The sequence below is a fragment of the Frigoribacterium sp. CFBP 8754 genome (genome assembly GCF_014841815.1).
Lineage (GTDB): Bacteria > Actinomycetota > Actinomycetes > Actinomycetales > Microbacteriaceae > Frigoribacterium > Frigoribacterium endophyticum.
Genome location: NZ_JACYUO010000002.1, coordinates 825213 through 847724, shown reverse-complemented (window position 1 = coordinate 847724; position 22512 = coordinate 825213). Strand labels below are relative to the sequence as shown.

Here is a 22512-nt window from a genome sequence, read left to right as displayed (position 1 = left end):
CTGGCGTTCTGCTGGCTCTCCTCCAAGGTGGTCTCCTCGCCGTAGGGCGCGGCACGCCCGAGCTGCCGCATCAGGCAGGCCTCCTCGTGGCTCGCCAGCGCTCGCTGGCCAGGCCGTCGTCGTCAGGCTGCCGATATGAATACCGCCCAGTTCTTGTGTGGAACATGTCAATACTGGCAGGATGCCGCTGGGAAGCGGACTTTCCGCTGGGGTTCGACTGGGCGTTCGGCGTCACTTGCTGCACGACATCAGTCGTATGCAAGGAGCCCCATTGCCCTTCTTCGCAGTCAATGGTGAGGATCGAAATGAAGAAAATGAAGATGTCGATAGCCGTCGCGGCGCTCGTTGTCGGTGCCGTAGCTCTGCCGGCTGGTGTTGCCGGCGCGGCTGAGCTGGGTGGGTGGGATGAGAACACCGGTTCGTTCTCGACCTCATCCGGCCCTGAGATCGGTGGCAGATCGGCGGCGGTGACCGCGGTGAACCACCGGGGTGCATCTGAAGAGAAGGTCGTCAACGGGTACACGAACAAGCGCGCGAAGGGCTGGACGACGTGGGTAGGCGTGCGCCACTACACGACTGCTCGGATGGAGAGCGGCAGCACGGTTCTCACCAGCTCGGGTCGTCAGTGGGGCACGAGCGGCACGCAGGCCACGTCGCCGTGGTTCGTCGCGAACCACACCTACGGCAAGGGGTCAGCGAAGTCCTACTACGGCCGGTAGGACCTCGGGGCGGGAGGGTTCTGCCCTCCCCCCCTTCTCGCTTCTAGCCATTCGGGAACCTCATGAACCGTCGAGAACCTCTCTTGAGCGTGACGCTCCTAGTACTGTTCAGCGCCCTCGGCGCAGGGATCGGCGTCTACGCCGATGTCCGCAGTGCCGTTGCCTTGGAGGGAGGAAACCTCTACAGCGCCACGGCGGTGAGGCTCGACTCGCTCGATGTCGTCGATCGAGCAGAGCTCGACAGGACACCCCCCACCGGCCGCCTCTTCCAGGAGCTCGACGGTAGCGGCCACCTGCGGGTGGTTCGCACGCTGGGCCGACCTGAACCGTTGCCGATCCACGAAGGAAGACAGTTCCGCGCCACCGACGAGCGTGTTGCTCTCGTCGGCCACCAGGTGGCTACACGCTTGAACAACGGGCGGCGCTACGTCGACTACGAGGGGCAGGCGTTCTTGGTCATCGGCCGTCTCGGTGTCCGTGCCGACAGCGGACTCGCCCATGACGTCTTGCTGCAGGACCGGGACCTCGCCAGCGTCGACGGGCCTGTCATTGTCGACGTAGAGGGCGGCGCGCAGGCGCTGCCAGACATGAGGGTGAGAGCGACGGAACCGGTAGGCGGGCGAACAGATCAACGCACCAATATCGACTACGTCTCACCGATCGTGATCCTGTGCGGGTGGGGACTCACGCTCTTCGGTGCGGGGGCCTCCGGGCTGCTCATCGCGGGCTTCCGCAGGCCGGTCGCAGCCGTTCAGTACCGGCTCGGTTCTCGACGCCTGCGCGTGCTGATGTTGAGCGTTCTCCCTCTCGCCTCGCTCGCTGGGGCTGTGTTCGTGACGGTCTGGGGCCTCGCGCTGGCCTCAGCGGGAGCGTTGCGCTCTGCGACGGAACTCGCGGCCGCAGCGGGCGCACCGCTCGTGCTGAGCACCGTCGTCTCTGCGGGGGCCCTCGCAACATCGCTCTGGGTGAGGGACAGATGAACGCGTCGTCGCTGCTGCGCGGCACCTACGGCCGTCTCGTGGCGAAGGTCTTCGTGCTCGCCTTCCTCGTGACGAGTCTTTACAACGTATTCAGCTTCTCGCGGTCGACCCAGGATGCGGTCAGCCAGAGCTTCGACGACTCCGCCGAAGTCGACATGTACGGCCTGACCGATCGCTTGACTGACCCTGCGCTTTTCGAGCAGTACCGGAAGTCCCTGGCGAACCTTGAGAAGGTCACCACCTTCTATGACTCCCTCGAGCAAGGCGCCCCTGCAGGCGTGCGGCTGCTCTCTGCGTTCGATCAGGCCATGCCGGTCGCGGACTTCGCGGGCGGGCAGGCGTTCGAGCAAGGCTACGGAACCCAGGAGACAGTGCAGGGTCCCTACGAGGATCCGGTCCTGGGCAAGCAGGTCGTGAACGTCAAATCCGTGCAGCTGAGCGAATCCACCTTCGACTTCTACAACCTCGCGGGTCAGAACGACATCGATCTGGACTGGGGTGCTGTCGACTACGACAGCGAAACGATTCCTGTCCTCCTCGGGGCCGACTACGACGGTGTCTACGCCGTCGGCGACCGCCTCACCGCCAACTACTACTTCAAGCCCACCCGCATGCGGGTCGCCGGGTTCCTCCCGCCGAACGCCTCGATGTTCTACCAGGGCGACATCAATCATTTTCTGGACGACCACCTCGTCGTTCCCTACCCGAGAAGCATCACCGGGGCGGCCGAGGCCGATCCGGGGTTCTACGGCATCCTCGCCTTCGCGATGCTGAACGCCAACATCGCCGTCGACCGAGGCCAGCCCGATACGGTGGTCTTCACGACACTGCAGAGCGCAGCGACGTCATCAGGGTTCGACCAATACGCCTTGCTGAGCGTGCCGAGCTACCTGACGCAGTTCGCCTCAGTCCGCGCTCTCGTTCACGACAACTTCGCCCTGGTGCTGACCGTCGAGTGCCTTGTAGCGGCGGCATCTCTCGTGATGAGCGGCATCCTGACGAACAGCGCGACCCGACGCAGAGAACGACGAATTCGCATCGCGTGGGAGCTCGGGCAGAGCCGCAGCGACCTCGGACGAGCAGTGCTGACCATCGTCGCCATCGAGTACGCCAGCCTTGCTGTCGTATTCCTCGCGGTCACGCACCTGCTTCCGAACCAGGATTCGTCCGCACGGACATTCTGCCTGACGCTCATCGCCCTGCTGGGGGCCGCGGATCTGTTGCGTTGCCGTACGCAGCTCCGACACACCATCCGACACCGTCCAAGGAACGAACCATGACCGAACTCCTCGGGCTGCAGTCGCTCACCAAAGCCGTGCGCGAGCCCAACGGCGCCATGCGCCCGATATTCGACAGCCTCACCTTCACCATGGCATCTGACGAGCGTTCGGTGGCACTCCTCGGGCGAAGCGGCAGCGGCAAGACGACGCTGCTGCGAATCATCGCCGGCCTGGATGGTCGATACGACGGACAGTACGTCTTCCAAGGCACGGCGCTGGCGAAGCACCTCGATCCGCTCGCTGACCACCGACGACGGCACATCGGCCTCGTCGCGCAGTCCTACGATCTCCTCGACGACTTCACCGTTGAACGGAACGTCCTCTTCGGCGCCCGCGGACTGGAGCAACCGGAGCGCCGGACGAGGGAGGCCCTCGCGTTGGTAGGGCTGGAGGGCATGGGCAAGAAGCCGGTCACCAAGCTCTCCGGGGGGGAGGCCCAACGTGTCGCGATCGCGCGAGCGATCATCAGGCGTCCCACCCTCATCCTTGCTGACGAGCCCACCGGCGCCCTCGACGAGGACACCGAAGGCGAGATCCTCGATCTCTTCACCCGTCTTCAGGAGAGCGGAACCAGCTTCATCATCGCCACTCACAGTCCTCGCGTAGCGGCAGCCTGCCACCGACGCGTGATGGTGGCAGACCGTCGCCTTCGTGAGCTCGGAGACGACCGTGGACCCGTGCGCGCTGCCCTGCCCATTGCGGGTGGTGGATGAACGACGCGACTGAAGACAGCGCGCGACTTCGGCTCACACCGGACACGACGACGCCCGCCCGCCGTAGTTAGGTGGGCGGGCGTCGTAGCGGTGCTGCTGTCTACTCGGTCTCGTCGAGGTCGATGTCCTCGCCCGCGAGGTCGTTGTCGGCGAGGCCCGGCTCGGCCTCGCGCGGCGACCCGCCGGTGGGGCCGTCGTTGCCGTCGCCGAGGCCCGGCAGCACGGTCTCGCCGGCGACCGCGTCGTTCGTGACGATCTGCTGGCTCTCCTCGAACTCGGTCTCTTCGTCGTAGGGCTCGTCGCCCGAGGCGGCGGGCACGTGGGTGTCGCTCATGGTGCGTCCTTCCGGTGGTGGGTCAGGGATGGATGGAACAGCGGTGGGTGGTGAGAGAAGCAGCCGCTCAGCTCAGGCCGAGCTGCTGCATCAGGCCGGCCTCGTCGGTGGCACCCCAGCGCTCGACGAGCAGGCCGTCGTCGTCGAAGCGGCCGACCTGGATGCCGCGCACGGTGAACGACTTCCCGGTCGCCTCGTGGCCCTGGAACGGCCCGGTGTGCGTGCCCGAGATCGTGAACACGGCGGTCACGTTCTCGTCGTCGGCCACGAGCGTCTCGACCGCGAGGTCGACGTCGGGGAAGGCCGTGAAAAAGTCGCTCCAGAACGCCTTGATGCCCGCGACGCCCGCGGGCGCGCCCGGCGCCGGGTCGTGGTCGACGACGTCGGCGTGGAAGCCCTCGCCGAGGCGGTCGACCTCCCGGGCGGTGAGGATCTCGCCGATCAGCTGCTGGGCGGCGAGGTTCTTGTCCTTCGACATGCGTGTCTCCTAGTGGTCCTGGTGCGGTGGTCGGGGGTGGTGCTCGGGTCGCTCCCGGTCTACTCCGCCGGGGTGTCAGACGGCCTTGAGCAGGTCGTGCTCGACGACGGCCGCGACGGCGAGCACCTTGTAGCCCTCGCTCTCGAAGAAGACCGTCAGCCGGTCGTCGTCCGTGCTCATGACCGTGCCCTCGCCCCAGGCGGGGTGCGTGACGCGGGTGTCGGCGTCGAAGAGCGGGGCCGGAGCATCTGACCCGACCCGCGACTCCTCGGCGGCCGGCAGCTCGGGAGCCTCCTCGGCCGCGCGGCAGTCGTCGCAGTTGCCGCAGCGCTCGGGCGCCTCCTCGCCGAAGTAGCCGAGCAGGAAGCGTCGGCGGCAGCCCCGGCCCTCGGCGTAGCTGCGCATCATCGCGATGCGCGACTTCTCGACCCGGTCACGCGCCTCCGCGGTCTCCCTCGCCCGCTCGGCGGCCGTCTCGGCGTCGACGCCGGAGGTCGCGGTGTACCCCTCCTTCTCCTCCCGCACGGTGCCCGCCTCGAGCAGCAGGTCGACCAGGCGCGACACCTGCCGCGGCTTGAGATCGGTCGCCTCGGCGATAGTCGTGCGCCGCACCGGCCCCGAGGAGGCGCGGACCGCCTCGTACACCGACCGCAGCTCGGCACGGGACGGCAGCCCCGACGCGAAGAAGGACCGCAGCCCCAGGTCCTCCGGCCGGTAGTGCAGCGTCGCGTCGGCGGGCTCGCCGTCACGCCCGGCCCGCCCGATCTCCTGGTAGTACTCGTCGAGCGACTCGGGCACGTCGGCGTGCACGACGAAGCGCACGTCGGGCTTGTCGATGCCCATGCCGAAGGCGCTCGTCGCCACGACGACGTCGATCTCGCCGGCGTGGAAGCGCTCGTGCAGGGCACCTCGCTCGGCCGAGCGGAGGCCCGCGTGGTACGCCTCGACGGTGCGGTCGGGGCAGCGCTCGCCGATCTCGTCGGCGTAGCGCTCGCTCTCGGAGCGGGTCGCGACGTAGACGATGCCGGGGGTCACGAGCTCCGCGACCTGCTCGACGACGGCACGGCGCTTCTCGGCGTCGTCCTCGTGGCGCACGACCGAGAGCGACAGGTTGGGGCGGTCGAAGCCGCGGCTGATGACGAGCGGGTCGCGGAGGCGCAGGCGCTCGATCACCTCGTTGCGCACGGGGCCCGAGCCGGTCGCGGTGAGCGCGAGCACCGGCGGGCGGCCCAGGGCCTCGACGACCTCGCCGAGGTGCAGGTAGTCGGGGCGGAAGTCGTGGCCCCACGACGACACGCAGTGCGCCTCGTCGACGACGAAGAGGGCGACGCCCGCGCGCGACAGGCGCTCGACCGTCTCGTCGCGGGCGAGCTGCTCCGGCGCGAGGAAGACGTAGGTGATCTCGCCCGCCTCGATGCGACGCCAGCTCTCGTCGTTCTCTGCGTCGGAGTGCCCGGAGTTGATGTCGGCGGCCGGGGGAGCGTCCGGGTGGCCCACGAGCCCGGCGACCTGGTCGGCCTGCAGCGCGATGAGGGGCGAGACGACGACGGTCGGGCCGTCGAGCAGCGCGCCGGCGACCTGGTAGATCGCGCTCTTGCCCGAGCCCGTGGGCATGATGCCGAACGTGTCGCGGCCCGAGAGCACCGCCGTGATGACCTCGGCCTGGGCGGGGCGCAGCTCGTCCCACTCGAAGAGGCGGGCGGCGGTCTCCGCGATCGTGGCGGCGTCGGGGGCGGTGTGGGCGGGCTTCGTCGCGGTGCGGCTCATGGCGTTCCTCGTGGTGCGGGCGGCGCCGTGGTGCGCCGGGAGTGACCATGAGATTCCCGGCCCCGGCGACACGCTCAGGCTGCACAGGCGATCGGCAGAGATCCCTCCTCATCCGTACCCCGGCCGGGGAGAGTACCCCCGTCACGGCTCCCGAGGGCGGCTCACAGGCCAGGCGCTAGGCTGGCCGAGGCCTGTTCGTCACGACGTCGAGACACTTCGGCTGAGCCGTGACGAGGCCGGTGCCGCCCTGCGGCACGACCGAGCTAGCACTGGCGCAGCGATGCGGATTGGAAGAACAGCGTGGATCTTTTCGAGTACCAGGCCAGGGACTTGTTCGAGTCCTACGGCGTGCCCGTCCTGCCGGGCATCGTCGCCGACACCCCTGAGGAGGCGCGCGCGGCGGCCGAACAGCTCGGCGGCGTCACCGTGGTCAAGGCCCAGGTCAAGGTCGGCGGTCGCGGCAAGGCCGGCGGCGTCAAGGTCGCGAAGACCCCCGACGAGGCGCAGGCCGCGGCGGAGGCCATCCTCGGGCTCGACATCAAGGGCCACGTGGTCAAGCGCGTGATGGTCGCGGGCGGCGCCCAGATCGCCCAGGAGTTCTACTTCTCGGTGCTGCTCGACCGGGCGAACCGCTCCTACCTGTCGCTCTGCAGCGTCGAGGGCGGCATGGAGATCGAGCAGCTCGCCGTCGAGAAGCCCGAGGCCCTCGCGCGCGTCGAGGTCGACCCGCGAGCCGGCATCGACCTCGCGAAGGCGGAGGAGATCGCCCGCGCCGGCGGCTTCCCCGACGAGCTGGTCGGCAAGGTGGCCCCGGTCATCGTCAAGCTCTACGCGGTCTACGAGGGGGAGGACGCGACGCTCGTCGAGGTCAATCCGCTCGTGCTCACGGAGCAGGGCGACGTCGTCGCCCTCGACGGCAAGGTCTCGCTCGACGAGAACGCCGCCTTCCGCCACCCCGCGCACGCCGAGCTGGAGGACGCCGACGCGGCCGACCCGCTCGAGGCCAAGGCCGCGGCCTCGGGCCTCAACTACGTGAAGCTCGACGGCGAGGTCGGCATCATCGGCAACGGCGCCGGGCTCGTCATGTCGACCCTCGACGTCGTCGCGTACGCCGGCGAGGCGCACGGCGGCGTCAAGCCCGCGAACTTCCTCGACATCGGCGGCGGAGCGAGCGCCGAGGTCATGGCGGCGGGCCTCGACGTGATCCTCGGCGACGAGCAGGTCAAGAGCGTCTTCGTGAACGTCTTCGGCGGCATCACGGCCTGCGACGCGGTCGCCAACGGCATCGTCGCGGCCCTCGGCATCCTCGGCGACTCGGCCACCAAGCCCCTCGTCGTCCGCCTCGACGGCAACGCCGTCGACGAGGGCCGACGCATCCTGGCGGAGGCGGCGCACCCGCTCGTCACCGTCGTCGCGACCATGGACGAGGCGGCCGACAAGGCCGCCGAGCTGGCTTCGAAGTAAAGGACCTCAGAACAATGTCGATCTTCCTCACCCGCGACAGCAAGGTCATCGTCCAGGGCATCACCGGCGGCGAGGGCACCAAGCACACCGCCCTGATGCTCAAGGCCGGCACCCAGGTCGTCGGCGGCGTCAACGCCCGCAAGGCCGGCACGACCGTCACCCACGGCGACGTCGAGCTGCCCGTCTTCGGCACGGTCGTGGAGGCCGTCGAGAAGACGGGCGCCGACGTCTCGATCGTCTTCGTGCCCCCGGCCTTCGCGAAGGACGCCGTCATCGAGGCCATCGAGGCCGAGGTGCCGCTCGTCGTCGTCATCACCGAGGGCATCCCCGTGCAGGACGCCGCGGAGTTCTGGTCGCTCGCCAAGGCGAAGGGCACCACGCGCATCATCGGCCCGAACTGCCCCGGCATCATCACGCCGGGCGAGTCGCTCGTCGGCATCACGCCGGCCAGCATCTCGGGCAGCGGCCCGATCGGCCTCGTCTCGAAGTCGGGCACCCTGACCTACCAGATGATGTTCGAGCTGCGCGACCTGGGCTTCTCGACCGCCATCGGCATCGGCGGCGACCCCGTCATCGGCACGACCCACATCGACGCCCTCGAGGCGTTCGAGGCCGACCCCGACACCAAGGCGATCGTCATGATCGGCGAGATCGGCGGCGACGCGGAGGAGCGCGCGGCCGACTACATCGCGGCCCACGTGACCAAGCCGGTCGTCGGCTACGTCGCCGGCTTCACCGCGCCCGAGGGCAAGACCATGGGCCACGCCGGCGCCATCGTCTCGGGCTCGGCGGGCACCGCACAGGCCAAGAAGGAGGCCCTCGAGGCCGCCGGGGTCAAGGTCGGCAAGACGCCGAGCGAGACCGCGGCCCTGCTGCGCGAGGTCTACGCCGCGCTCTAGGCGCGACGCCCTCGCCGGCCCTCGCCGGCCCCGCCGACCCCGGTCGGCACGACGGGCGTGTGCGGCGTCCGCGGGCGGTCACGACCGCCCAGGGACGTCGCACACGCCCGTTCGTCGTGCCGCGGCCGGGGCGCGGCGCGCCCGCGGGGCGGGTCGGCGGCCCCGCGCGGCCCCGGTACAGTCGAGCCCGATGAACCGCCCAGTCACCGCCGTCTTCGCGGCCCTCGAGGCCCTGCTCGTCGTCGGCATCGGCGTCGGGCTGCCGGTCGTCGTGCTCAGCTCGCTCTGGGCCTTCCAGTACGGCCTGCAGATCGACTGGATCGTCTTCTGGCGCGCCGCCGTCGACGTCTGGCTCGTCGGCCACGGCGTCGACCTCACCCTCCAGCTCAGCCCCGCCACGGCGGCGGCCTCCGGGGTCACCGGCGCCGACGCGCCCATCTCGGTGACGATCGCCGCCCTGGGATTCTCCGTGCTGACCTTCCTGCTCGCCGTGCGGGCGGGGCGGGCGATCGCCGAGACGCCGCACCGCGTCATGGGCGTCCTCGTCAGCATCGGGGCCTTCGCGCTGCTCAGCACGGGCCTCGCCGCCAGCGCCCGGCACGAGCTCGCGACGCCGTCGTTCGTGCAGGGGATCGTGCTGCCCACGCTCGTCTACGCCGTGCCGCTCGTCGCCATGGCGGAGGTGACGCGGCGTCGCCGTGACGCCGAGCCCGACCCCGTCACGGGCTGGGTCGCCCGCACCGTCGGCCGGCTCCCCGGCGCCGTCCGCGTCGTGACGGCCGCCGCCCTGCGCATCGGCGTCGGCAGCGCCGCCGTGCTGCTCGCCGTCTCGGGCCTCGTCGTCGGCCTGCTGCTCGTGACCAGCTACGCCGAGCTCATCACGCTCTACGAGGGCGCCCACGGCGGGTTCCTCGGCGGCCTCGCGCTCACCCTCGGCCAGCTCGCCCTGCTGCCCGACCTCGTCGTCTGGGCGGCCTCGTGGCTCGTCGGCCCGGGCTTCGCGCTGGGCACCGGCTCGGGCGTCTCGCCGCTCGGCACGACCGTGGGGCCGCTGCCCGCCGTGCCCTTCCTCGGCGCCCTGCCGACGGCCGACCTCCCGTTCGGCTTCGTCGGGCTGCTCGTGCCCGTGGTCGCCTCCTTCGTCGTCGCCACGCTGCTGCGCGGCCGGGTGCACGCCGCCCTGCGCCGGGCCGGCATCGACGACCTGCTGCGCCGCGTCGTGGTCGGCGTCGCCGCGGGCGTCGTCGCGGGCCTCGCGGTCGGACTGCTGGCCTGGGCCGCCTCCGGCTCGGCCGGGCCCGGCCGTCTCGTCGACGTCGGCCCCGACCCGCTGCTCGTCGGGGCCTTCGCGGCGCTCGAGGTCGGGCTGCCCGCGGCGCTGGCGCTGACCGTGTCGATCCGCAAGTTCCTGGGGCACGACGACGAGGGGCACGACGACGACGGGCGCGAGGACGACCGGCGCGAGGACGCGCGGCGCGAGGACGCGAGGCGCGACGACGCGCGGCGCGAGCACACGCGGCGCGAGGACGACCTCCGTGCCGCCGGAGCCGGGCGCGACCGCGACCGCGACGAGGCGCACGCCGTCGGGCCGGAGATCACCGACGACCACGGTGACGCGGAGGCGACGCCCTCGCGACGCCGGCTCCCTCGGCTGCCGACCCGCGCCTCCCTGCCGTCGCTGCCGAGCCTGCCGTCGATCCCGTCGCGGCGACGCCGTGAGCACGACGACGACGCGACCGGCCCGATCGACGTGGTCGCGACTCCGCCCGAGCCCGCCGGCACCGGCACCGCCACCGGAAGCGGCCGTGGCGCCCGTGACGACGACGGCGACGTCACCGAGCAGATCGACGGCCTGACCCGCTGACCGGGGCCCCGTCGGGCCACCGCTAGGCTTGCCGGGTGCTGAAGCTCGTGGTGCTCATCTCCGGTGGCGGCTCGAACCTGCGTGCCCTGCTCGAGGCCGCGCAGCACGCCGACTACCCCGCGCGGGTCGTCGCCGTCGGGGCCGACCGCGACGCCGACGGGCTCGAGCACGCGGAGGCGTTCGGCATCCCGACCTTCACCGTGCCGTTCACGGCGTTCCCCGACCGCGCGAGCTGGGGCGACGAGCTGCTCGCGCAGCTGACCGGCTGGGGCGCCGACCTCGTCGTGCTCAGCGGCTTCATGCGCCTGCTGCCGCCGCGGGTGGTCGAGGCGCTCAGCCCGCACCTCATCAACACCCACCCCGCCTACCTGCCCGAGTTCCCCGGTGCCCACGGCGTCCGCGACGCGATCGCGGCGGGGGTCGAGCAGACCGGCGCCAGCGTCATCGTCGTCGACGCCGGCGTCGACAGCGGGCCGATCCTCGCGCAGCGCCGCATCCCGGTGCTGCCGGGCGACGACGAGTCGTCGCTGCACGACCGCATCAAGATCGTCGAGCGCGAGCTGCTCGTCCGCACGGTGCACGACATCGCCACGAAGACCATCGACCTCGAACAGGAGCCCACCGCATGAGCGGTCACGCCATCGACCCCGCCCTCTACCGCGACCGCGACGCCGTGCCGGTGCGCCGGGCGCTGATCAGCGTCAGCGACAAGACGGGCCTGCTCGACCTCGCCGAGGCGCTCTCCGCCGCCGGGGTCGAGATCGTCTCGACCGGCTCCACCGCCTCCACGATCCGCGACGCGGGCTTCTCCGTCACCGACGTCAGCGCCGTGACCGGGTTCCCCGAGTCGCTCGACGGTCGCGTCAAGACGCTGCACCCGGGCATCCACGCCGGGGTGCTCGCCGATATCCGCCTCGAGTCGCACGAGCAGCAGCTCGCCGACCTCGGCATCGCCGCGTTCGAGCTCGTCGTCGTCAACCTCTACCCGTTCGTCGAGACCGTCGCCTCGGGCGCCGCCGCCCCGACGGTGGTCGAGAACATCGACATCGGCGGCCCCGCCCTGGTGCGCGCCGCGGCGAAGAACCACGCCAACGTCGCGATCGCCGTCTCGCCCGCCAGCTACGCGCAGATCGTGAAGTCGCTCACGCTCGGCGGCACGACCCTCGCGCAGCGTCAGCGCCTCGCCGGCGAGGCCTTCGCGCACACCGCCGCCTACGACACGGCCGTCGCGGCCTGGTTCGCCGAGAACGTCGGCGTCCGTGCCGAGCACGCCGCCGCGGGCACCGAGGCGGGCACCGAGGCAGGCACCGAGGCAGGCACCGAGGAGTCGCGGGTCGGCTTCCCGGAGCACGTCGCCCTCGAGGGCGACCGCCTCGCCATCCTGCGCTACGGCGAGAACTCGCACCAGGCGGCGGCCCTCTACGCCTCGCCCGCGGGCACGGGCATCGCGCAGGCCGAGCAGCTGCACGGCAAGGAGATGTCGTACAACAACTACGTCGACGCCGACGCGGCCCTCCGCGCCGCGTACGACTTCGCCGAGCCGGCCGTCGCGATCATCAAGCACGCCAACCCCTGCGGCATCGCCGTCGCCTCGCCCGACGCCGCCGACGCGATCGCCGACGCGCACCGCCGCGCCCACGCCTGCGACCCGGTGTCGGCCTACGGCGGCGTCATCGCCGCGAACCGCCCGGTCACGCGCGCCATGGCGGAGGTCGTGAAGGACATCTTCACCGAGGTCGTCATCGCGCCGGCCTTCGAGCCCGAGGCGCTCGAGGTCCTCACCACGAAGAAGAACATCCGCCTGCTGGTGCTGCCCGAGGGCTTCGCCCGCCCGACGCAGGAGGTGCGCCAGGTCTCCGGCGGCCTGCTCGTGCAGGAGGTCGACTCGTTCGACGCCTTCTCGTCCGAGGGCTGGACGCTGGTCGCCGGGCCGGAGGCCGACGCCGCCACCCGCGCCGACCTCGAGTTCGCCTGGCGGGCCTGCCGCTCCGTGAAGTCGAACGCGATCCTGCTGGCCGACGGAGGCGCCTCCGTCGGGGTCGGCATGGGCCAGGTCAACCGGGTCGACTCGTGCCACCTCGCGGTGACCCGGGCGGGGGAGCGGGCCACCGGCTCGGTCGCCGCCTCCGACGCGTTCTTCCCGTTCGCCGACGGCCTGCAGGTGCTGCTCGAGGCCGGCGTGCGCGCCGTCGTGCAGCCCGGCGGCTCGATCCGCGACGAGGAGGTCGTGGCCGCGGCGACGGCCGCGGGCGTGACGATGTACTTCACGGGGGAGCGCCACTTCTTCCACTGACGCCGCCCGCGTCGCTCTCCGGCCGCCCTGTCACGACCCGTCGTGGCGGGGCGGCCGTCGTCCGGCGTCCGGCTCGTTCGTCCGAACCACCTGGTCTTGCGGGGTGCGCAACGGATCACATAGTCTGTGAGGCTGCCCGCAGCCGACGACCGTCGCCTCCGTCCCTCCTCCACCGCGCCGACCGGCACCTCCGGCGGCCGCCCGCCCCGCTCCTCCCCAGGAGCCCCGGCGGCCCTCCGCTCCACGCTCCGCGACGCCGCGACCCGGCGTCGCGCTCCGATCACGACACTTGGACCACCCATGTCACGCCAGCCCTCCGCCCCCGCGCGCTCCGAGCCGGGTCGCCCCTCGACCGTCCGGTCGCTCGCGCGCCTCCGCCCCTACGTCGCGCCCGCCCTGCCGCGCATCGTGCTCGGCATGGTCGCCGCGCTGCTGGCCGCCGTCGTCGCCCTGGTCATCCCCGCCGTGCTGCAGCTGCTCGTCGACGGTCCGCTCTCGAGCGGCGACACCGCGCAGGTGTGGCCGGCCTTCGCCGTCGTGCTGGTGCTCGGCGTCGTCGAGGCGGGCATGATCGCCGCACGCCGCCGCCTCGTGCTCACCCCGAGCACCCACGTCGAGGCCACCATGCGCAACGCGCTGTACGCCAAGCTGCAAGACCTGCCGGTGGCCTTCCACGACCGCTGGCAGAGCGGGCAGCTGCTCAGCCGGTCGGTCAGCGACCTGTCGCTCATCCGTCGCTGGCTTGCCTTCGGCGTCGTGCTGCTCGTCGTCAACCTGCTGACGATCGTCGTCGGCTTCGTCGTGCTCTTCTTCTACAGCTGGGTGCTCGCGCTGATCTTCGTCGTCGCGTCGATCCCGGTCTTCGTCGTCAGCCTCGCGTTCGAGAACCGCTACTCGGTCGTGGCCCGTCGCAGCCAGGACCAGGTCGGCGACCTCGCCACGAGCGTGGAGGAGAGCGTGCACGGCATCCGCGTGCTCAAGGCGTTCGGGCGGGGGAAGCACTCGCTGCGCGAGTTCGCGAAGCGCGCCGACGACCTGCGCGGCACCGAGATCGAGAAGGCGAAGGCCATCTCGCAGCTCTGGCTGTGGCTGCTGCTCGTGCCCGACGTCGCCTTCGCGCTCTGCCTGCTCGGCGGCATCTGGCTCGCCGCCGACGGCCAGCTGACGGTCGGCCAGCTCTTCGCGTTCTTCGCCACGGCGACCGTGCTGCGCTGGCCGGTGGAGTCGATCGGGTTCCTGCTGTCGATGACCTTCGACACCCGGACCGCGGTCGACCGCTTCTTCGAGGTGATGGACAGCGTCAACACGGTCACGGACCCCGAGCACCCCGAGACGATCGCCGAGCCGCTGGGCCGGCTCGAGTTCGAGGGCGCGCACTTCCGCTACCAGGACAGCCCGGCGCAGTTCGACGACCTCGTCAACGGCGTCGACCTCGTCGTCGAGCCCGGCGAGACGATGGCCCTGGTCGGCCTGACCGGCTCGGGCAAGACCACCCTGCTCGCCCTCGTGCCGCGCCTCTACGACGTCACCGGCGGCCGCGTGCTGCTCGACGGCGTCGACGTGCGCCACCTCACCCGGGCCGAGCTGCGCCGCCACATCGGCATGGCCTTCGAGGACGCGACGCTGTTCAGCGCCTCGGTGCGCGAGAACGTGCTGCTCGGCCGCCCCGACCTGGTCGACGACCCCGTCGAGTCCGAGCGGGTGCTGCGCGAGGCTCTCGACATCGCGCAGGCGCAGTTCGTCGACGAGCTGCCGGACGGAGTCGACACGCGCGTCGGCGAGGAGGGGCTCAGCCTCTCGGGCGGCCAGCGGCAGCGGCTCGCCCTGGCGCGAGCGATCGCGGCACGGCCCGCGGTGCTCGTGCTCGACGACCCGCTGTCGGCGCTCGACGTCGACACCGAGGCCCGGGTCGAGGCGGGGCTCCGTCGCGTGCTCGCGTCGACCACGTCGCTGATCGTCGCCCACCGCCCGTCGACCGTCACCCTCGCCGACCGCGTCGCGCTGCTCGAGAACGGCGTCGTCACGGCGGTCGGCACCCACTCCGACCTGCTCGCCACGAACGAGCACTACCGCTACGTCATCTCGTCGCTCGACGACGGCGACGTCCCCAGCCGAGAAGAGGTGCTCGCGTGAGCGACCAGGCACTCCCGGGCGACCGCCCCGACGCCCCCGCCGAGCACGCCGAGCTCGACGGCCGCACGCCCGCGCAGAAGCGGATCGGGCAGGGCTCCTCGACCGAGGGGGTCCGCGGCGAGGAGAGGGACGACTTCACCGCGGCCGAGAGCAAGCGGCTCCGGGGGCGCTCGCTGCGCCTCCTCGGGTCGCTGGTGCGGCCGCTCCGCTGGCGCCTCGTCGTCATGGCGCTCGTCGTCGTGGTCAGTACGGCGTGCCAGGTGGCCGGGCCGGCGCTGATCGCGGCCGGCATCGACCGTGCCCTGCCCGCCCTGATGAGCGAGCAGGACTGGGCGCCGGCGCTGCTCGTCGTCGGCGTCTACCTCGCCACCGGCGTCGTCGGCGCGGTGCTGATGGCGCAGTACACCGTGCTGTCGGCGCGCATCAGCCAGGCGATCCTCTTCGACCTGCGCAAGCGGCTCTTCCTCCACACCCAGCGGCTCAGCCTGGAGTTCCACGAGACGTACACGTCGGGCCGCATCATCTCGCGGCAGACCAGCGACCTCGACTCCATCCGCGAGCTGCTCGACTCGGGCATCAACCAGCTCGTGCAGGGCCTGCTCTACATGGTCTTCACCGCGATCGCGCTCGTCAGCCTCGACGCCCCGAGCGGGCTCGTGCTCGCCGTCGCGCTCGTGCCGCTGGTCGCGCTGACGCGGTGGTTCCAGGTGCGCTCGCAGCGCCTCTTCCGCGCGACGCGCGTCACGAGCGCCCGGGTGATCGTGCACTTCGTCGAGACGATGACCGGCATGCGGGCCGTGCAGGCCTTCCGCAAGGAGGCGCGCAACGAGGTCGAGTACGCCGGCGAGGTCGAGGGCAACCGCGGCGCGAACTCGAAGGTGTTCACCCTCTTCGGCACCTTCGACCCCGGTCTCGTGCTGATCGGCAACGCGACCCTCGCGGCCGTGGTGCTGTTCGGCGGCTTCCGCGTGATCGGCGGCACGCTCGAGATCGGCGCGCTGCTCGCCGTGGCCCTCTACGCCAAGCGCTTCTTCGACCCGGCGGAGGAGATGGCGATGTTCTACAACAGCTACCAGTCGGCCTCTGCCGCGCTCGAGAAGATCTCCGGCGTGCTCGAGGAGCAGCCGAGCGTGCCCGACCCCGTGCGCCCGGTCGATCTGCGGCACGCGAGGGGCGCGGTCGACTTCGACGACGTCGAGTTCGCCTACTCGGCCGACGCCGTCGTGCTGCCGCAGTTCGACCTGCACGTGCCCGCGGGCCAGACCATCGCGCTCGTCGGCTCGACCGGTGCGGGCAAGTCGACCCTCGCGAAGCTGATGTCGCGGTTCTACGACCCCACCCGCGGTGCGGTGACGCTCGACGACGTCGACCTGCGCGACCTGCACCCGAAGGACCTCCGCCGGGCCATCGTCATGGTGACGCAGGAGGCGTACCTCTTCTCGGGCAGCGTCGCCGACAACATCGCCCTCGGCAAGCCCGACGCGACGCGCCAGGAGATCGAGCGGGCCGCCCGGGCCGTGGGCGCCCACGAGTTCGTCATGGCGCTGCCCGACGGCTACGACACCGACGTCGCGAAGCGCGGCGGGCGGGTGTCGGCCGGCCAGCGGCAGCTGCTCTCGTTCGCGCGGGCGTTCATCGCCGACCCGGCGGTGCTCATCCTCGACGAGGCGACCGCGTCGCTCGACATCCCCTCCGAGCGGATGGTGCAGGAGGCGCTGCAGACGCTGCTCGCCGACCGAACCGCGGTGATCATCGCGCACCGACTGTCGACGGTCGCGATCGCCGACCGGGTGCTCGTCATGGAGCACGGCCGCGTCGTCGAGGACGGCACGCCCGCCGACCTCATCGCCGGCACGGGCCGGTTCGCCCAGCTGCACGCCGCCTGGCGCGACTCGCTGGTCTGAGCCGATCGCGCCGGCGATCCCCTCGCGCCGGGCCAGGCCCGCACCCCTTCCGAATTTGAGAGTGATCCGACCGCTGGGCCCCCAGAGCCAGGCTCTGCCGGGTCCCGGCGACCGGATCCCTCTCCGATTCCCCCGGGAGGGGCGGCCGGGCAGTCGGGTAGCCGGGCACGGGGGCAGGCACAGGGCCAGGGCGGGGCCGCCCGGAGGGGCGGTCAGTCGTCGGGCCACCAGGAGGCGCGGGTCAGGTCGACCCGGAAGGTGCCCGTCCGCGCCCAGCGCAGCGGTGTGCCCTCCACCCGGTACTGCTCCAGGGCGCGCTGCTCGTGCCCCTGCGGCGCCAGGCCCGAGGCGCGCACGACCCGCCACCACGGCAGCTCCGACCCCGCGTGGGCCATGACCTGGCCGACCCCGCGGGAGGAGCGCGACCCGACGGCCGCGGCGACGCCGCCGTACGTCATCGCGCGGCCCGGCGGGATCGCCTCGACCACGCTGACCACCCGCGAGGCGAAGTCGTCGCCGGCCGACGGCGCGCCCGTCAGATCGCCGACGGGCGCACCTGCCGACGGCTCACCGCCCGACGGCGCACCACCCGACGGCACCCCGCCCGACGGCGCCCCGCCCGACGGCGCCCCGCCCGACGGCTCGCCGCCGGACAGCTCGTCGCCCGACGCCGCCGCCGCCGCGGTCACTCCGCGTGGGGCGAGGGGGCGATCGTCAGCGCGGCGACGTGCTCGCCGTAGGGGGTCTCGCCGACGACCTCGAAGCCGATGTGCCGGAAGAACTCCTCCGGGCCGTCGTCGCCGGGCTCGTAGACCACGGTGAGGCGGTCGAAGCCGCGGAGCCGGGCCTCGTCGGCGAGGGCGTGCACGGCGAACCGGCCGATGCCCTGGCCCTGCTGGTCGGCGGCGACGTTCATGCGCCAGATGCAGCTGCGGAGGGTGTCGTCGTCGCTCTCGGCGTCGAAGTTGCCCATGATGAAGCCGACCACCTCGTCGTCGTCGACCACGACGCGCGGCCAGGCCGTCGTCGGGTTGACGTAGGCCTCGGCGATCGAGTGCGAGACGGGGGCGACGTACTGTTCCTGACCGGGCTTGAGCGTCAGGTTGTTGGCCGCCACGACGGTGGAGGCGGACAGTTCTTCGAGGCGCAGGCCGGTCATGGGCCCAGGCTAGTGGCGGTCCCGGCAACGCACCAGCCGTGGCGGAGGGGGTTGCCCTGGCAGCATGGGAGCGTGCCTGCCGTGACCGAGCCCGTCCCCACCGTCCCCCTCGAGCCCGGCGACGCCGCCGCCTGCGTCGAGGTCTGGCTCGCGGCGCTGCGCGAGCGTGACGGGGCGGAGCCGGCGCGGGGCACCGCGGAGCGGGCGGCCGCCAAGTTCGCCGCCCCGTGGGTCGCCGGCCGCGGGGTGCACGACCCGACCGCCCCGAGCGCGGGGGCGGCGGGCTCGCCGTCGGCGCGACTCCTCGGCTTCGCCCTGGTCACCGCGCCCGGCTCGGGCTACCCGACCGACCCGACCGACGCGGCGTACCTGTCGATGCTCGGCGTCGCTCCGGGCCACGCGCGCCGCGGCCTCGGCGGCGCGCTGCTCGACGCGGTCGCGGCCGACGCCCGCGCGGCCGGGCACGCCCGCCTCTCGCTGCACGTCATGCCGAGCAACGCTCCGGCGGTGCGGCTCTACGAGGCCCACGGCTGGCGGCCCCACGGCGAGCTGCACGAGCACCCGCTGCTCGGGCTGCCGGTGCGGACGTACCTGCTCGAGGGCTGACCCGGCGCACCGGCCCGCTGGCCCCCGCCCGCCCCGCCCGCCCCGCCGCCCCGCCTACCCGGCGCCCGTCGGCGACCGTGCAGCGGCCTCTCGGCCCGCTCCTGGCCCGACGGTGTTCGCTGTGGCGACACGAGCGAGACGTGCGGGCCCGACCGCCGTCGACGAGGAGGCACCATGAAGGTCTTGCTGCTGGGCGCCACCGGCGGAGTGGGGTCGCACGTGCTGCGCCTCGCGCTGTCGGCCGGCCACGAGGTCACGGTGCTGGTGCGCGACGCGTCGCAGCTCGACGTCGACGACGGCGTGCGCGTGGTGGTCGGCGACGCGACGTCGGCCTCCGACGTGGCCGCCGCGGTCACCGGGCAGGAGGCGGTGGTCAACGCCGTGGGATCGCGCCAGGTGCGGCACCCGGTCGAGGTCGAGGTGGGGCGGGCGCTGCTGCCCGCGATGACCGCGGCGGGGGTCCGGCGCCTGGTCGTCTGCTCGGCCTTCGGCGTCGGCGACTCCGAGCGCGACGCCAACGCCCTCCAGAAGATGTTCTTCCACACCGTGCTCGGCAAGGTCTACGAGGCCAAGGAGGTCGCCGACGCCGAGGTGCGCGCCAGCGACCTCGACTGGACGCTCGTCTACCCGACGCGCCTGCTCGACGGTCCCGCCACCGGCGAGGTCGCGGTGGGGGAGCGTCTGCCCGAGGGGGCGTCGGGCTCGATCAGCCGCGGCGACGTCGCCCGCTTCATGCTCGCCCAGCTCGGCGACGACGCCTGGGTACGCCGGACGGCCGTGGTCACCGGCGCCTAGGCCGACGCACGCCGGGGGCGCCGGCCCAGGGACGTCGGCCCGGGGAGGACGAGCCCCCGGCCCGTCCCGTCCGGCCGCGAGCTACGCGCTGAGCCGGTCGTACAGCGCGTCGACCGCGGGGTCGACGACGCGGCGCGACGCGTCGGCGTCGTGCCACGCCACGATCTGGCGGGCACCCTCGGCGAACGGCACCCGGGGCTCCCAGTCGGGCACCAGAGCGCGGATCTTCGTCGTGTCGAACAGGGCCGGGTGGCTGCGGTCGCCGCGCAGGTCGGCGTCCCACTCCGGGGCGAGCTCGACGAGGTCGTGGGTGGTGCGGTGCACCAGCTGCAGCGACCCGCCGGCCGCGTCGGCCAGGCAGCGGACGATGCCGTTCCACGTCAGCAGCTCGGGGCCCATGATGTTGTAGGCCTCGCCGAGCGCCTCGTCGCGGCCGAGCAGCCCGACGAACGCGGGCGCGAAGTCGTCGGAGTGCGTCATCGCCCACATCGAGGTGCCGTCGCCGTGCAGCACGACGGGCTCGCCGCGGCGCATCCGGTCGATGACCGTCCAGCCGCCCAGCAGCGGCACGTGCGTCTCGTCGTAGGTGTGCGAGGGGCGCACGACCGTCGCGCGCACCCGCCCGGCGAGGTGCTCGTCGCGCAGCAGGCGCTCGCAGGCGATCTTGTCGCGGGCGTACTGCGACCACGGGTTGAAAAGGGGCGTCGCCTCCGTGATCGGCAGCACGGCGGGCGGCTTCTGGTAGGTCGACGCCGAGCCGACGAAGACGTACTGCCCCGTGCTGGCGGCCACGACGCGCAGCATCGTCGCGAGCTGCTCGGGGGTGAAGGTCAGGAAGTCGGCCACGCTGTCGAACCGGCGGCCTCGCAGGGCGCCGGCCAGCGACTCCTCGTCGCGGACGTCGGCGGTCAGGTGCTCGACCTCGGCGGGCAGCGCGCGGATCGAGGTGCTGCCGCGGTTCACGACCGTCACGGCCCAGCCGTCGCGCACGGCCAGCCGGACGCACGAGGCGCTGATCTGACCGGTGCCGCCGATCACGAGGAGGGTCTTCTGCGTCATCGCTCCACTGTGCACCCGCGGCGGGGCGGCGGCGCGCCCGCCCGGCGTGGCGCGGCGCGGCGCGGGACCCGGGGGAGTCGCGGGTCGAGTGACGAGGCAGCCGGGCGGAGGCGCGGTGCCGGCCCGTGACGGAGCTTCCGGTGACGGAGCCGCCCGTGACGGAGCCGCCCGTGACGGAGCTTCCGGTGTCGGAGCCGCCCGTGACGGAACCGCCCGTGACGGACGGGCCGCTAGCCGTCGGCGAGCAGCCCGCGCAGCGACTCGAGCGTGTCGTGCAGCAGCCCGGGCAGCGCGTCGTCGTCGCCGCCCGCGAGCCAGCGGCCGATCGCGACGCCGAACACCGTCATCGTCACCTGGGCGGTCAGCGCGGCCGTGAGCGGGTCGACCCCGCGCTCGGCGAAGCCCTCGCGCAGCGCGTCGCCGAGGGCCGACATCTTGTGCAGCTCGCGCTCGCGCAGGCCCTCGTCGCCGTCGATGACGACCTTGCGGGCGAGCACCGCCTCGACCCCGTCGGGGAACTGCGCGGCGGCGACGGCGTCGAGGTTCTCGGCGATGATCCGCATCGGCGAGTGCGACGCGGGCGCCTCGGCGATCATCCGCCGCGCGAGGGCGGGCACCTCCGACTGGCGGGCGAACAGCACCTCGCGCTTGTCGGCGAAGTGACGGAAGAAGGTGCGCGGGGTCAGGCCCGCCCGCGCGGCGATCTCGGGCACGGTCGTCTCGGCGAAGCCCCGGTCGCGGAAGAGCTCGAGCGCGGCCTGCTCCAGTCGCCCGCGGGCGTCGGGCTGCCATCTGCTCATGCGCCCATCCTAGTGATGACACGGAGTGACATCGTGTGTACAGTGACGACACGAGGTGACATCACCTCGCCGACGTCCAGGAGGACACCGTGACCGACGCCACCACCCCCGCCCGCGCCTCCGGCCCCGACCTCGCGGGGCTCACCAACGTCGCCGCCTGGCTCGACGCGCCCTTCGCCGACCTCACGGTGCGCCCCGCCCCGGTCACCGCGCCCGGCCCGCACGAGCTGCTCGTGCGGGCCCGCGCCGTCGCCGTGAACCCGGTCGACGTGGTCAAGCAGACGACCGGCGACCTCATGTACCGCTGGCTGCCCGCCCCCGCCGTGCTCGGAGAGGACGTCGCGGGCGACGTGGTCGCGGTCGGCTCGGCCGTCACCCGGTTCGCCGTCGGCGACCGGGTCGTGGCGCTCGCCGTGGGCGTCGAGAAGGGCGAGGAGCACGCCCCCGGCGGCGGCTTCCAGCAGCTCGTGCTCGTGCGCGAGGCGCTCGCCGCCCCCGTGCCCGAGGGCACGGCGTTCGAGGAGGCGGTGGTCCTGCCGCTGGCGGTCAGCACCGCCGCCAGCGCGCTCTTCCAGGGCGGCCAGCTCGGGCTCCGGCACCCCGTCGGCGCCGGGCCCGCCCCGACCGGGGGCGCCCGGGAGGTCGTCGTCGTCTGGGGCGGCACGACCAGCGTCGGCAGCGCGGCGATCCAGCTCGCCGTCGCCGCGGGCTACGACGTCGTCGCGACGGCCTCGCCCGCGAACCACGAGCGCCTGCGCGCCCTCGGCGCCTCGCGGCTCTTCGACTACCGCGACGCCGGCGTCGTCGTCGACGTCGTGGCCGCCCTGCACGGTCGCCGGGTGGCGGGCGTGCTCGCGATCGGCACGGGGTCGGCCGGCCCGTGCGTGACGATCGCCGCCCGCACCGGCGCGCCCCGGGTCAGCATGGCGAGCCCCTCGGTCTCGTTCGGCGGCGTGCCCCGGCGACCCGGCCTGAGCCTCGGCCTCGTGCGCACCGTCGTCGCGCTCGGCAGCCGCACCGCCGCGGTGATGGTGCGCAGCCGCCTCCGCGGGGTGCGGGCGACCTTCGTCTGGGGCAGCTCGCTCATGCACGACGAGGTCGGCCCGATGCTCTGGGCCGGCTACCTGCCCGCGGCGCTCGCCGAGGGCCGGTTCGTGCCGGCGCCCCGGGCCGAGGTCGTGGGGCACGGGCTCGAGCACGTGCAAGCGGCGCTCGACCGGCTCGGCGAGGGGGTGTCGGCGACGAAGCTCGTCGTCACGCTCTGA

Annotated in this window: 21 protein-coding genes; 14 read left to right on the top strand and 7 right to left on the bottom strand. The window is 72.6% G+C overall.

Going from position 1 to position 22512, the window contains the following annotated elements; all coding sequences use genetic code 11:
* Positions 1-305 precede the first annotated feature (305 nt).
* The 4 genes from IFT72_RS10330 to IFT72_RS10315 all read left to right on the top strand — a co-directional run bounded on the left by IFT72_RS10330 (position 306) and on the right by IFT72_RS10315 (position 3692).
* Positions 306-719: a hypothetical protein gene (locus IFT72_RS10330; RefSeq protein WP_185233814.1), complete on the top strand. Its 414-nt coding sequence runs from the start codon at positions 306-308 to the stop codon at positions 717-719.
* A gap of 83 nt (positions 720-802) precedes the next feature.
* Positions 803-1699, top strand: coding sequence for a hypothetical protein (locus IFT72_RS10325; protein ID WP_192046323.1), 897 nt, complete (start codon positions 803-805; stop codon positions 1697-1699).
* A complete protein-coding gene (locus IFT72_RS10320) occupies positions 1696-2979 on the top strand; it encodes a hypothetical protein (RefSeq protein WP_185233810.1) in 1284 nt (427 codons plus the stop codon). Before IFT72_RS10325 ends, IFT72_RS10320 begins: the two co-directional genes overlap by 4 nt.
* Positions 2976-3692 (top strand): ABC transporter ATP-binding protein, encoded by a 717-nt coding sequence (locus IFT72_RS10315; protein WP_185233808.1) that lies wholly within the window; start codon positions 2976-2978, stop codon positions 3690-3692. The genes IFT72_RS10320 and IFT72_RS10315 overlap by 4 nt, the downstream gene beginning before the upstream one ends.
* 100 nt (positions 3693-3792) lie before the next feature.
* Here IFT72_RS10315 and IFT72_RS10310 read toward each other — a convergent pair whose 3' ends face one another.
* The 3 genes from IFT72_RS10310 to IFT72_RS10300 all read right to left on the bottom strand — a co-directional run bounded on the left by IFT72_RS10310 (position 3793) and on the right by IFT72_RS10300 (position 6271).
* Positions 3793-4026, bottom strand: coding sequence for a hypothetical protein (locus IFT72_RS10310; RefSeq protein ID WP_185233806.1), 234 nt, complete (start codon positions 4024-4026; stop codon positions 3793-3795).
* A 67-nt stretch (positions 4027-4093) separates the two neighbouring features.
* Positions 4094-4504, bottom strand: coding sequence for an ester cyclase (locus IFT72_RS10305; protein ID WP_056057216.1), 411 nt, complete (start codon positions 4502-4504; stop codon positions 4094-4096).
* Positions 4505-4579: 75 nt separating this feature from the next.
* Positions 4580-6271 carry a RecQ family ATP-dependent DNA helicase gene (locus IFT72_RS10300; RefSeq protein WP_192046322.1) on the bottom strand — a complete coding sequence of 564 codons (1692 nt, stop codon included), beginning with the start codon at positions 6269-6271 and terminating at the stop codon, positions 4580-4582.
* A gap of 300 nt (positions 6272-6571) precedes the next feature.
* Here IFT72_RS10300 and sucC point away from each other — a divergent pair, with 300 nt between their 5' ends.
* The 7 genes from sucC to IFT72_RS10265 all read left to right on the top strand — a co-directional run bounded on the left by sucC (position 6572) and on the right by IFT72_RS10265 (position 16828).
* Positions 6572-7735, top strand: a complete 1164-nt coding sequence (sucC, locus tag IFT72_RS10295; protein WP_185233800.1) for an ADP-forming succinate--CoA ligase subunit beta — start codon at positions 6572-6574, stop codon at positions 7733-7735.
* 14 nt (positions 7736-7749) lie between these two features.
* The gene (gene sucD, locus IFT72_RS10290; RefSeq protein WP_056057209.1) at positions 7750-8634 is read left to right on the top strand and encodes a succinate--CoA ligase subunit alpha; all 885 of its coding nucleotides are present in this window, start codon (positions 7750-7752) and stop codon (positions 8632-8634) included.
* Between the two features lie 190 nt (positions 8635-8824).
* The gene (locus tag IFT72_RS10285) at positions 8825-10498 is read left to right on the top strand and encodes a DUF6350 family protein (protein ID WP_192046321.1); all 1674 of its coding nucleotides are present in this window, start codon (positions 8825-8827) and stop codon (positions 10496-10498) included.
* A 35-nt stretch (positions 10499-10533) separates the two neighbouring features.
* A complete protein-coding gene (gene purN / locus IFT72_RS10280) occupies positions 10534-11127 on the top strand; it encodes a phosphoribosylglycinamide formyltransferase (protein ID WP_056057207.1) in 594 nt (197 codons plus the stop codon).
* Positions 11124-12791 carry a bifunctional phosphoribosylaminoimidazolecarboxamide formyltransferase/IMP cyclohydrolase gene (purH, locus tag IFT72_RS10275; protein ID WP_192046320.1) on the top strand — a complete coding sequence of 556 codons (1668 nt, stop codon included), beginning with the start codon at positions 11124-11126 and terminating at the stop codon, positions 12789-12791. The genes purN and purH overlap by 4 nt, the downstream gene beginning before the upstream one ends.
* Positions 12792-13091: 300 nt before the next feature.
* Positions 13092-14924 carry an ABC transporter ATP-binding protein gene (locus tag IFT72_RS10270; RefSeq protein WP_192046319.1) on the top strand — a complete coding sequence of 611 codons (1833 nt, stop codon included), beginning with the start codon at positions 13092-13094 and terminating at the stop codon, positions 14922-14924.
* 83 nt (positions 14925-15007) lie between these two features.
* Positions 15008-16828, top strand: a complete 1821-nt coding sequence (locus IFT72_RS10265; RefSeq protein ID WP_056059081.1) for an ABC transporter ATP-binding protein — start codon at positions 15008-15010, stop codon at positions 16826-16828.
* Positions 16829-17040: 212 nt separating this feature from the next.
* Here IFT72_RS10265 and IFT72_RS10260 read toward each other — a convergent pair whose 3' ends face one another.
* Positions 17041-17517 carry an MGMT family protein gene (locus tag IFT72_RS10260; protein ID WP_371741248.1) on the bottom strand — a complete coding sequence of 159 codons (477 nt, stop codon included), beginning with the start codon at positions 17515-17517 and terminating at the stop codon, positions 17041-17043.
* A complete protein-coding gene (locus IFT72_RS10250; RefSeq protein WP_056057201.1) occupies positions 17514-17987 on the bottom strand; it encodes an N-acetyltransferase in 474 nt (157 codons plus the stop codon). Before IFT72_RS10250 ends, IFT72_RS10260 begins: the two co-directional genes overlap by 4 nt.
* A gap of 72 nt (positions 17988-18059) precedes the next feature.
* On the opposite strand from IFT72_RS10250, the gene IFT72_RS10245 reads away from it, so the two are divergent.
* Positions 18060-18593, top strand: a complete 534-nt coding sequence (locus IFT72_RS10245) for a GNAT family N-acetyltransferase (RefSeq protein WP_192046318.1) — start codon at positions 18060-18062, stop codon at positions 18591-18593.
* Between the two features lie 174 nt (positions 18594-18767).
* Entirely contained in the window at positions 18768-19388 is a 621-nt protein-coding gene (locus tag IFT72_RS10240; RefSeq protein WP_192046317.1) for an NAD(P)-dependent oxidoreductase, read from the top strand.
* Positions 19389-19469: 81 nt separating this feature from the next.
* Here IFT72_RS10240 and IFT72_RS10235 read toward each other — a convergent pair whose 3' ends face one another.
* Together IFT72_RS10235 and IFT72_RS10230 are read right to left on the bottom strand one after the other, a co-directional pair.
* Entirely contained in the window at positions 19470-20447 is a 978-nt protein-coding gene (locus IFT72_RS10235; protein WP_056057196.1) for an NAD-dependent epimerase/dehydratase family protein, read from the bottom strand.
* 230 nt (positions 20448-20677) lie between these two features.
* Positions 20678-21247: a TetR family transcriptional regulator gene (locus IFT72_RS10230; RefSeq protein WP_056057194.1), complete on the bottom strand. Its 570-nt coding sequence runs from the start codon at positions 21245-21247 to the stop codon at positions 20678-20680.
* Between the two features lie 89 nt (positions 21248-21336).
* On the opposite strand from IFT72_RS10230, the gene IFT72_RS10225 reads away from it, so the two are divergent.
* Positions 21337-22512, top strand: coding sequence for an alcohol dehydrogenase catalytic domain-containing protein (locus tag IFT72_RS10225; protein ID WP_192046316.1), 1176 nt, complete (start codon positions 21337-21339; stop codon positions 22510-22512).

Bases quoted from the DNA above. Each gene is read 5' to 3' on its own strand.
- IFT72_RS10320 (WP_185233810.1), top strand. From the start codon at position 1,696: ATGAACGCGTCGTCGCTGCTGCGCGGCACCTACGGCCGTCTCGTGGCG.
- purH (WP_192046320.1), top strand. From the start codon at position 11,124: ATGAGCGGTCACGCCATCGACCCCGCCCTCTACCGCGACCGCGACGCC.
- IFT72_RS10235 (WP_056057196.1), bottom strand. From the start codon at position 20,447: ATGACGCAGAAGACCCTCCTCGTGATCGGCGGCACCGGTCAGATCAGC.
- sucD (WP_056057209.1), top strand. From the start codon at position 7,750: ATGTCGATCTTCCTCACCCGCGACAGCAAGGTCATCGTCCAGGGCATC.
- IFT72_RS10310 (WP_185233806.1), bottom strand. From the start codon at position 4,026: ATGAGCGACACCCACGTGCCCGCCGCCTCGGGCGACGAGCCCTACGAC.
- IFT72_RS10315 (WP_185233808.1), top strand. From the start codon at position 2,976: ATGACCGAACTCCTCGGGCTGCAGTCGCTCACCAAAGCCGTGCGCGAG.
- IFT72_RS10305 (WP_056057216.1), bottom strand. From the start codon at position 4,504: ATGTCGAAGGACAAGAACCTCGCCGCCCAGCAGCTGATCGGCGAGATC.
- IFT72_RS10250 (WP_056057201.1), bottom strand. From the start codon at position 17,987: ATGACCGGCCTGCGCCTCGAAGAACTGTCCGCCTCCACCGTCGTGGCG.
- IFT72_RS10240 (WP_192046317.1), top strand. From the start codon at position 18,768: ATGAAGGTCTTGCTGCTGGGCGCCACCGGCGGAGTGGGGTCGCACGTG.
- IFT72_RS10285 (WP_192046321.1), top strand. From the start codon at position 8,825: ATGAACCGCCCAGTCACCGCCGTCTTCGCGGCCCTCGAGGCCCTGCTC.
- IFT72_RS10330 (WP_185233814.1), top strand. From the start codon at position 306: ATGAAGAAAATGAAGATGTCGATAGCCGTCGCGGCGCTCGTTGTCGGT.
- IFT72_RS10230 (WP_056057194.1), bottom strand. From the start codon at position 21,247: ATGAGCAGATGGCAGCCCGACGCCCGCGGGCGACTGGAGCAGGCCGCG.
- IFT72_RS10270 (WP_192046319.1), top strand. From the start codon at position 13,092: ATGTCACGCCAGCCCTCCGCCCCCGCGCGCTCCGAGCCGGGTCGCCCC.
- IFT72_RS10300 (WP_192046322.1), bottom strand. From the start codon at position 6,271: ATGAGCCGCACCGCGACGAAGCCCGCCCACACCGCCCCCGACGCCGCC.